Genomic DNA, 8,288 nt, shown 5'->3' with positions numbered 1-8,288 from the left:
GGGAAATAGGTGGAAAAAATATATTGATAATATAACGCCCCTATAGGGGGCTGGAGGTGCATGGGGATGTATGATATTTTAGGTGCTTTGAAAGCGCTGTTTGAGGAAGTTCACTATATGGATTTTTATCGGGACATCTTTCCGGAGGGCTCTTTTGAGGAGCGCGGTGAGTATGAGGACGGGAAATATAATGGTATAGCGATTGCTATTGAGAAAGGCAGCAAGCGTGCAAAGCGTATGACGATTACTGATGATCTTGATACGATTGCGGATATGGTTGGGTCAAATGATTTCTGTCTTATGAGCCCGATCAGTTATGCAGGTAAGAGTCGGAAGTCCTCCAATGCTCGGTTTATGTATGCGTTGGCTATTGATCTTGATGGTATGACGGAGCGGAAGCATTGGGATTTTTTTATGGAGCAGATCAACCGTGGTCATGAGATGTTGCAGTTTGTTTGGGGTCTGCCGCGGCCTACGTATTTGGTATCTTCCGGCTCAGGTATCCATATTTATTATGTCTTTAAGCAGCCTATTCCGATGTTTAAGAACATTGCTGAGGAGTTGGAGAAGCTGAAAAGGCGGCTGACTTGGCAGGCATGGACACAGGGCGCGTCCTCGCTGCATGATAAGGTGCAGTATGAGAGTTTGTTTCAGGGTTTTCGTGTGGTTGGTACGATTACGAAAGATGGTGGTCGCTGCCGTGCCTTTTCGGTCGGTGAAAAGGTCACAGTAGAGTATTTGAATAAGTTTGTGCCAGAGGATCATCGTGCTGTGAGCTTTGTTTATAAGTCTGATTTACGGCTCGAAGATGCGAAGAAGAAGTATCCAGAGTGGTATCAGCGGCGTATTGTGGAGAAGCGACCGAGGAATACATGGACTTGTAAGAAAGCAGTTTATGACTGGTGGATTAGGAAGTTAAAAGAGGGTGCCGAACAGGGACACAGATATTGGTGTATTATGACTCTTGCGACATATGCGCAGAAGTGTGGAGTACCCCGAGAAACGCTCGAGGAGGACGCATACGGCCTTATTCCATTCATGAATACAAAAGGTGATGAGTTCACTGAGGACGATGTTATGCACGCTCTGGAGGCTTATACGGATAGCTATGCTACATATCCGATTGATACGATTGTGTGGCGTACCGGTATTCAGATTGAGAAGAACAGGAGGAATGGTCAGAAGCAATCTGATCATCTGGAGGAAGCAAGAGCAATTCGAGATATTCGTATGCGCCGACAGGGGCGTAAATGGACGGACGGTAATGGTAGGCCGGACAAGCTATCTGTGGTAGCTGAGTGGCGTTCTGAGCACTCAGAGGGGACGAAAGCGGAGTGTATCAGAGAAACTGGATTGAGTAAAAAGACAGTATATCGTTGGTGGGAAGAGGCCGGTTTAATGAATTTACGCGAATATACGAACAAAGAGAAGATGGTTCAGCTGTCTGGTGATGAGAGCCAGCGTAAGGCAGCTGAGATTGTGGCTGCGGTGACTGCGATTGCGAAGGAACGCGGGCTTTCGGAAGAAGAAGCCTATGAAGTGTTCTTGCATGGAAAGACCAGAAAAGAGCAGGTGCAGGAGCAGGCAAAACACATGGTTTTTGCGGAAAGTGAGGTCGATGCCGGGCTGCTGGTTGGGTGTGCGGCGAATGGTATTCGCCGGATCAACGTTATGCCGGACGATGAGTACATGAATTATTTAGCGACCGATTGCGTTAACGCTTTGTTTCCGCCCAAAACAGAAAATAAATGATGTTGATATTTTAGCATGATTACGCTAAAATAATAGTAAGGAGGTTGATGGTATGAATATGATTAGACCTGTATCGGATTTGCGAAATAACTTTGCGGACATTTCCAAAACAGTGCATGAAACGGCTCAGCCTGTGTTTTTAACCAAAAATGGGTATGGTGATATGGTCGTTTTGAGCATGGAAGCGTTTGAAAACTTGCAATTTGAAAGCGAGGTTTACTTCAAGCTGCAAGAGGCCGAGCGAGAGGCCGAGCTGACAGATCAGCGTTATTCCTCCAAAGATGTATTGAAAGCGATGAAAGCCGCTATTGGAGGGGAGCAGGGTGTATAAACTGGAGTACCTACCTGTTGCCCAGCGAGATATGGTTGAAATCGTGCGCTATATCAGTGGAGAGCTGCAAAATCCTGCTGCGGCAGATCGTTTGGCTATGGAACTGGTGAACGCTGCGGAAAGCATACTTACATTTCCGTATGCGCTTCCGGCGTATCAACCAATCCGCCCGTTGAAGCGTGAGTATCGAAAAATCTTAGTGCAGAACTTTTTAATGCTCTATTGGGTGGACGAGGAAAAGAAGTTGGTGACAATCGCTCGTGTGGTGTATGCTAAACGAGATGTTGCCAGATTGTTAGAGTAATAATCACAAGCAAATTTTATTTGCATTGCGCTTGCAACGCAAATAAATAGAGCATATAATATGGATGTAGAATATCAGTAATATGCTTTGAGGGGAGTGCTTTTATATGGCAACTAAGGGTAATATGACGCTTCGTATTGAACCGGAGCTGAAGAAGCAGGCGGCAGATTTGTTTCAGTCGTTGGGCATGGATTTGAGCACCGCTACGGGCATTTTTTACCGTCAGGCACTGCGCTATCATGGATTGCCGTTTGAAGTTCGTCTGGACGAGCCGAACGAAACCACTTATGCAGCGATGAAAGCAGCGGAGAATGACGAAGATATGCACGGCCCGTTCGACAGTGTGGCAGACATGATGGAGGCCCTTAATGCTTAAACCGGAGTTTACGGGACAATTCAAGAAAGACTATAAGCTGGCGGTGAAGCGTGGCTGCGACCCGCAAAAGCTGAGTGCTGTCGTGGAATTGCTGTGCGAGGAGAAGACTTTGCCGCCTGTCTACCGAGATCATGCGCTGACTAATTCGAGAAATTACAAAGACATGAGAGAGTGTCATATTCAGCCGGATTGGCTGTTGGTGTATAAGATTGAGCGCGACGCTCTGATCTTGAAGCTGATTAGAACTGGTTCGCATAGCGATCTGTTTTAAGGAGAGTGTGCCAGATGGCCAAAACGATCAAGGAAATTGCGGACGAATTGGGCGTATCAAAGACTGCTGTAAGTAAGCAAATCGCAAACCTTGGTTTGCGATCAAGTTTGCGAAAAAACGGAAACCAGTTTGCGATCGAAAACCAACAAGAAAAGTTAATAAAAATGGCTTTTCAGAAAAAAAGACAGCAAGAAATAGTGACTGAAAATTCGGTTAGCGACGAGCAATCGCAAACCGAATCGCAAACCGCAAACGCCAACCAATCGCAAACCGCAAACCATGAAGTTTGCGATTTAGTTGGCGTTTTACAGACTACTGTTGATACGCTGCAAGCACAGCTGGCAGTGAAAGACGTGCAGATCAGAGAGTTAAACGCGAGGTTGGCTGAGTGCAGCACTGCATTGTTGGCAGCGCAGGAAACTGCGCGTGCGGCGCAGGCCCTCCACGCTGGGACAATCCAGCAGCAGCTTTCCGATGGGGAAGATCGTGTAGCTGCCAGCGTGCCTGAGGAGCAGGCAGCACCGAATAAGCGGCGCTGGTTCAATCGGATCTTTCGGAGATAATGGCTGTAAGCAATGATAATAAGCCTTGGTGTAGCACAAAACGCCAGGGCTTTTGCTGTATGTGTTTTGGACATTTAGAGTGGTTGATATTTACATATTTTAATGGAGATTGTATTATAATAGGTGAAATTTAGAGAATTGCATGAGATGCAATCTATAATTGCTCAAATGCAATCGTAGATTGGTTTATTTTAGTCGAATATGTGGGTAATATAGAGGTGTAATAAATGACTACAGCAGAGAAGTTAGTTCGCTTGAGAAATGAGAAAGGTTTATCTCAGCTTCAGCTGGCTGAGGAGATCAATGTATCTCGTCAGGCTATATCAAGGTGGGAAGTAGGGTTAGCCGTTCCCTCTCGGGAGAAGCTGAAAGCATTGAGTGAGTTGTATCATGTATCCATGGATTATTTGCTATCGGATAAAGAAGCAGAAGATGTGCAAAAAGTTTCTGAACCGGAAGATGAAGCAAAAGAAAAATCGTCAAACCATTTACGGGTGGGACTAATAGCTTGCGTTGTAGTTATATTGTTGATTGTGGTGGGTGCTATGCTGCTACATTTACATAACACTCATGAGCCACAAAATGAAGTTCCAATTTCCGAAATGGAAACAGAAGAAGATGATGTCGTATTTTCTGGTGATTTTTCGGTAGATTGGTAAGTAATTGCGAAAGGAAGTGGTAGCAATGAGAGTTAAGAAAATTTTCGGCTCTATTTTGGCAGGAGTGCTTATCGTTAGCGGGGTGAGTATGTCAGCGAATGCGGCTGATATTGCACCGAAAAACTTTGAGCATCGAGATCGTGTAATTGAACTGAGCCTTGAACGTGCTTCGGGCTCCTTTAATATGACGGTTCCTGCTAAATCTATCTTGCGGGCAGATAAGAGTTTCCCGTTGGAAGCTGGAGAAACGGTAACGATTAAAGCTACATACTCTCCATTTTCGGCAAGCGTAGATTTTGGTTTGGTTGATAGCAAAGGTAAATTTCACTACCTAACTGTGAATAATGGAACCTTTGATAAGACCATTAAGGTTGATACCCGCGGTAATTATGTTTTTGCAGTAAGGAATAATTCCTCAAATAGTGTTTCAGTAAGTGGATATGTTAATTATTGACATGAAGTCAATAGAAGGGAGTTCAAAATGAAATTTCAAAATAAGATTGTAAAGCGTTTAGTATCGATACTATTATGCGGATCTATCTGTGTTGTGGCCGCCGTAGCAGTCAGTTATTCTCCTTGGACATCGACTGTAACAGGTATGAGTAATATTAAATATCATGGGAGAACTTCTATAACTGCATCAAAAGGAATGGTATCTTCTACAGCAACAATTCTGACTACAGATAGTACAAAAGTGCCAGCAGGATATGTGAAAGCTTCTGCGGAACTTTATCGCGGTATTGCATTAGCCGCTTTTAGTGGACCTGTAGCAAATGGTGCGTTAAGCACGGGTATTACTGCAACTACAGGCGGAGCAAGTGGAAAAGGAACGTATACCGCTCATGGTACTACGTGGTATAAGGGAAGTGATGGGGAAATGAAAACCCTTGAACTGGAGAGCGTAGATTATTATATGGCAGTTCGAGCTAATGGCGGTGTAGATTTATCTACTGAAGAAAAACAGATACATACCAATGCAGCTGGCGAAACTTATGGTGAGGCACTGGTTGTAAAGTATTTGAATGAAGATGTAGATATGATTTCCGCTATCGGTAAAAATGGGACAGAAGGATATATTAAAGTATCTGATCTTCCGCAAAATATACCTGATTATGTTCCACATGATCATGAAATTCCGGTTTATGCAAGTGATGGCGTAACAGTTATTGATTCGTTTTTCATTTCCTCGGGATATACAGATACGGTAGGATAATCATGAACCGGCTCCAGGGAGAAAACGGAGTTGGTTTAGTAAATGGTTCCGAGGATAAAAATAACGGGATGAGTCTAAACTCATCCCGTTATTTTATGATTTAGAGTATAGGAGAGATAGCGTCAAGAGTGGTTCATGCGAACCACTTTTTTTCTACCCTTTGCACGCCGATCTGCTGCGCAGACGGCTCGAACGGGGCGAAAAAAGCAAGCCCTTGACACGCGATTTTCTCCATTTACATTGCTGAGGCTTGCTACCGCAAGCCTTCTCTCCCACACTTGACAGCAGTGCTACCACCATGTATAATGAGAGTGTGGGAGATATATTGCAAGCTACCTAAAGTGTTACCACTTTAGAGCTTGTGAGGGGGTTGCACCCCCTTCAATCCCCGGCTTGGCGCACGCAGCGCACGAACAAAAAGGTGAGGTGTATCATGTACGAAAGTCAGAAAAAAGAAATCGAAACCATCAAAGACCGGACGCTCATTTTGAAATTGTCGGATGCAGACTGCGATCGCATTTTACAAAAAGCAGCCGGCTGCGGATTGACCGTTTCTGAATTATTGGCGAGTTTCATCGGCGATCTGATTGACGGTACCTACACCAACGGGTCGGACGAAAGAATGCTTGCGCAGGACTGGTTCGACCGTTGCGGTTTCCGTCAGATGGCAGATCGGACACTGCTGCGTTTTTTGTTGGAGTGCGGTGAGGACATCGAAAATTTTTTATATGTCTACGATGAAAACGAAGAATACAAATCTCACCCAGAGGAGTTTGAGGAGCAGCGTGAAGAATACGAAATGGAGCCAGGTGACACATTCGATTTTGAAGACGAATTACAGTATTGGCTGGACGATTGGAAGCTGAGCAAGTTGAGTATGGCCGAAGAAGTAGAAGCAATCCGAGATTATGTAGAGGCACTGAGAAAATTTAAGGGAGAATAACGGCGGTCATGGCAAATAAGAGTAGACCGAAGCAGCTCTCGTTCCGAGTTAGTGAGGAGGAATGGGAGCTGCTGCAACAGAAAATTTCTGAAAGCGGCATGAACCAACAGCAGTACATTTTATCCTGCGTGCTGGGTAAGGAGATTGTAAATACGGATGGTATCAAAGAGATCGTGCCGGAACTGAAACGACAGGGTGCAAACCTCAACCAAATCGCCAAAAGACTTAATGAACGCGGCTATATTGATTACAAAAAAGAATTGCCGACGGTATTAGACGAGGTGAAAATGGTATGGCAGTCATTAAGGCAGTATCTTCAAAAGCTGGGATAAACACAGTACTCGATTATGTAATGCAAGAGGAAAAAACGGAACAAAAGTTGCTGAGTGGCTTGAATTGCGTTCCTGATACAGTTAAAGATGAAATGAGAGTTACGAAATTATTGTGGGATAAGGACGGAGGGCGAACCTACAAGCATTTTGTTCAGAGCTTTGCACCAGGCGAGAAGATAAATCCGGCGCAGGCGCACCAGATCGCGTGCCAGCTGGCAGCCTCACGACCGGAGTGGCAGGACTTTGAGGTGTTGATTGCTACCCATGAGGACAAGGAGCATATCCACACGCACTTTGTGGTGAACAGCGTGAGCTATGTAGACGGCCACAAGCTCCAGCAGAGCAAGGCAGAGCTGCAGGCCATGAAAGATTATTCCGACCAGCTTTGCGCGAAATACGGGCTGCATATTACCGAAAAGGGAAAGACCTTTGACGGACAGGAGCGAGAGGAAACGGTAGCGTTCAGCAAGGACACCTATCAGTTGCTCAAAAAGGCCGAGCAGGGCGAGGTAAAGAGCTATGTGCAAGATATTGCGCTGGCGATATTGGACTGCCGAGAACAGGCCACCAACCGTACAGACTTTGTGCAGCGTATGAATGAGCGAGGATACGGCGTAGACTGGCAGGACAGCCACAAATATATTACCTTTACAGACTTAAAACGGCAAGAGCAGGGCGAAAAGCAGTGCAAAATCCGCAATAACAAGCTGGAGAAGTATTATAACATGGACTTTGGAAAGGAGAACTTGGAACATGAGTTTGAGGGCAATGCACGAAGTCAGCAAACAGCGCAGCGTGCAAGAGAGCAGCTCGCAGCTGATCGAGGAGCAAAGACAGACAATCGAACAGCAGAAGCAGACAATATCGGAGCTTTCATCGCAAATATCGCTGCTCAAGTCGGAAATGCAGAAGCTGGCAGACAAGAACGCGCAGCTGAACGAAACCGACGAAGTGCAGGAGATACAGAAAGAGAATGCAGAGCTAAAGAAGCAAAACGAGCAGCTGAAGCAAGTATGCGCCGACACCGGAGAGATGATCTCGAACTTTAAGAAAGAAACAGAGAGGTTACAGAAACAAAAGAAACTGCTAATAGGCGTAGTAAACACTCTCATGGAGAAATGTATGGGAGTAACTGAGGAAACTCAAGATATTCAAACGAAGAAATCGTTTTTTGGACGAGTAAAAGGGTTAACGTGGGAGCGGTGGCAGCGGATAATAAATGCTGTGACCGCGTTAGGTGCAACGGTACAGGCGTGCAATAGGACATTAAAGGCACAACCTAAAGCAGTAGTAGAGAGAAAAAAGAGTATCCGAGTGCAGCTCCAAGAAATTAAAGAGAAACACGGCATGAGGGATTGACACCCTCGTGCCGTTGCTGTAAAATATGGACAAGCAAATACGGTCGAAAAGCGACCGATTTTTTTGTCGGGAAATAGGTGGAAAAAATATATTGATAATATAATGCCCCTATAGGGGGGCTGGCAGGGGTGCTCAGAGGGGGTCGGAGCTGGTCGAAAAGCGACCGATTTTTTTGTCGGGAAATA

13 protein-coding genes are annotated in these 8,288 nt (G+C 45.3%); all 13 read left to right on the top strand.

Features of this window, described 5'->3' with window-relative positions:
* The first annotated feature begins 60 nt into the window (after positions 1–60).
* The 13 genes from PG722_RS13540 (at position 61) to PG722_RS13480 (ending at position 8,103) form a co-directional block, all read left to right on the top strand.
* Positions 61–1,752, top strand: coding sequence for a hypothetical protein (locus PG722_RS13540; protein ID WP_195387633.1), 1,692 nt, complete (start codon positions 61–63; stop codon positions 1,750–1,752).
* Between the two features lie 52 nt (positions 1,753–1,804).
* Positions 1,805–2,083 (top strand): type II toxin-antitoxin system Phd/YefM family antitoxin, encoded by a 279-nt coding sequence (locus PG722_RS13535; RefSeq protein WP_117492668.1) that lies wholly within the window; start codon positions 1,805–1,807, stop codon positions 2,081–2,083.
* Entirely contained in the window at positions 2,076–2,387 is a 312-nt protein-coding gene (locus PG722_RS13530) for a type II toxin-antitoxin system RelE/ParE family toxin (protein ID WP_138301786.1), read from the top strand. Before PG722_RS13535 ends, PG722_RS13530 begins: the two co-directional genes overlap by 8 nt.
* Before the next feature lie 106 nt (positions 2,388–2,493).
* Positions 2,494–2,763 carry a type II toxin-antitoxin system RelB/DinJ family antitoxin gene (locus PG722_RS13525; RefSeq protein ID WP_138301788.1) on the top strand — a complete coding sequence of 90 codons (270 nt, stop codon included), beginning with the start codon at positions 2,494–2,496 and terminating at the stop codon, positions 2,761–2,763.
* On the top strand, positions 2,756–3,034 hold the full coding sequence (locus PG722_RS13520; protein WP_138301790.1) for a type II toxin-antitoxin system YafQ family toxin: 279 nt from the start codon (positions 2,756–2,758) through the stop codon (positions 3,032–3,034). The genes PG722_RS13525 and PG722_RS13520 overlap by 8 nt, the downstream gene beginning before the upstream one ends.
* A gap of 14 nt (positions 3,035–3,048) precedes the next feature.
* Complete coding sequence (locus PG722_RS13515) at positions 3,049–3,597, top strand: hypothetical protein (protein WP_270580846.1); 549 nt, start codon at positions 3,049–3,051, stop codon at positions 3,595–3,597.
* A 227-nt stretch (positions 3,598–3,824) separates the two neighbouring features.
* Positions 3,825–4,256: a helix-turn-helix domain-containing protein gene (locus PG722_RS13510; RefSeq protein ID WP_270580845.1), complete on the top strand. Its 432-nt coding sequence runs from the start codon at positions 3,825–3,827 to the stop codon at positions 4,254–4,256.
* A 25-nt stretch (positions 4,257–4,281) separates the two neighbouring features.
* Positions 4,282–4,710 carry a hypothetical protein gene (locus tag PG722_RS13505; protein ID WP_195387634.1) on the top strand — a complete coding sequence of 143 codons (429 nt, stop codon included), beginning with the start codon at positions 4,282–4,284 and terminating at the stop codon, positions 4,708–4,710.
* A gap of 27 nt (positions 4,711–4,737) precedes the next feature.
* Positions 4,738–5,469: a hypothetical protein gene (locus tag PG722_RS13500; RefSeq protein WP_138301777.1), complete on the top strand. Its 732-nt coding sequence runs from the start codon at positions 4,738–4,740 to the stop codon at positions 5,467–5,469.
* Positions 5,470–5,902: 433 nt separating this feature from the next.
* The gene (locus PG722_RS13495) at positions 5,903–6,412 is read left to right on the top strand and encodes a molecular chaperone GrpE (protein WP_195387635.1); all 510 of its coding nucleotides are present in this window, start codon (positions 5,903–5,905) and stop codon (positions 6,410–6,412) included.
* Positions 6,413–6,420: 8 nt separating this feature from the next.
* Complete coding sequence (locus tag PG722_RS13490) at positions 6,421–6,744, top strand: plasmid mobilization protein (protein ID WP_118564791.1); 324 nt, start codon at positions 6,421–6,423, stop codon at positions 6,742–6,744.
* Entirely contained in the window at positions 6,705–7,793 is a 1,089-nt protein-coding gene (locus tag PG722_RS13485) for a relaxase/mobilization nuclease domain-containing protein (protein WP_138301782.1), read from the top strand. The genes PG722_RS13490 and PG722_RS13485 overlap by 40 nt, the downstream gene beginning before the upstream one ends.
* Before the next feature lie 73 nt (positions 7,794–7,866).
* On the top strand, positions 7,867–8,103 hold the full coding sequence (locus PG722_RS13480) for a hypothetical protein (protein ID WP_195387636.1): 237 nt from the start codon (positions 7,867–7,869) through the stop codon (positions 8,101–8,103).
* Positions 8,104–8,288: the final 185 nt, after the last annotated feature.

The sequence above is a fragment of the Butyricicoccus sp. OF27-2pH9A genome, from assembly GCF_027693185.1.
Lineage (GTDB): Bacteria > Bacillota > Clostridia > Oscillospirales > Butyricicoccaceae > Agathobaculum > Agathobaculum butyriciproducens.
This window is presented reverse-complemented; position numbering and strand designations above follow the sequence as displayed.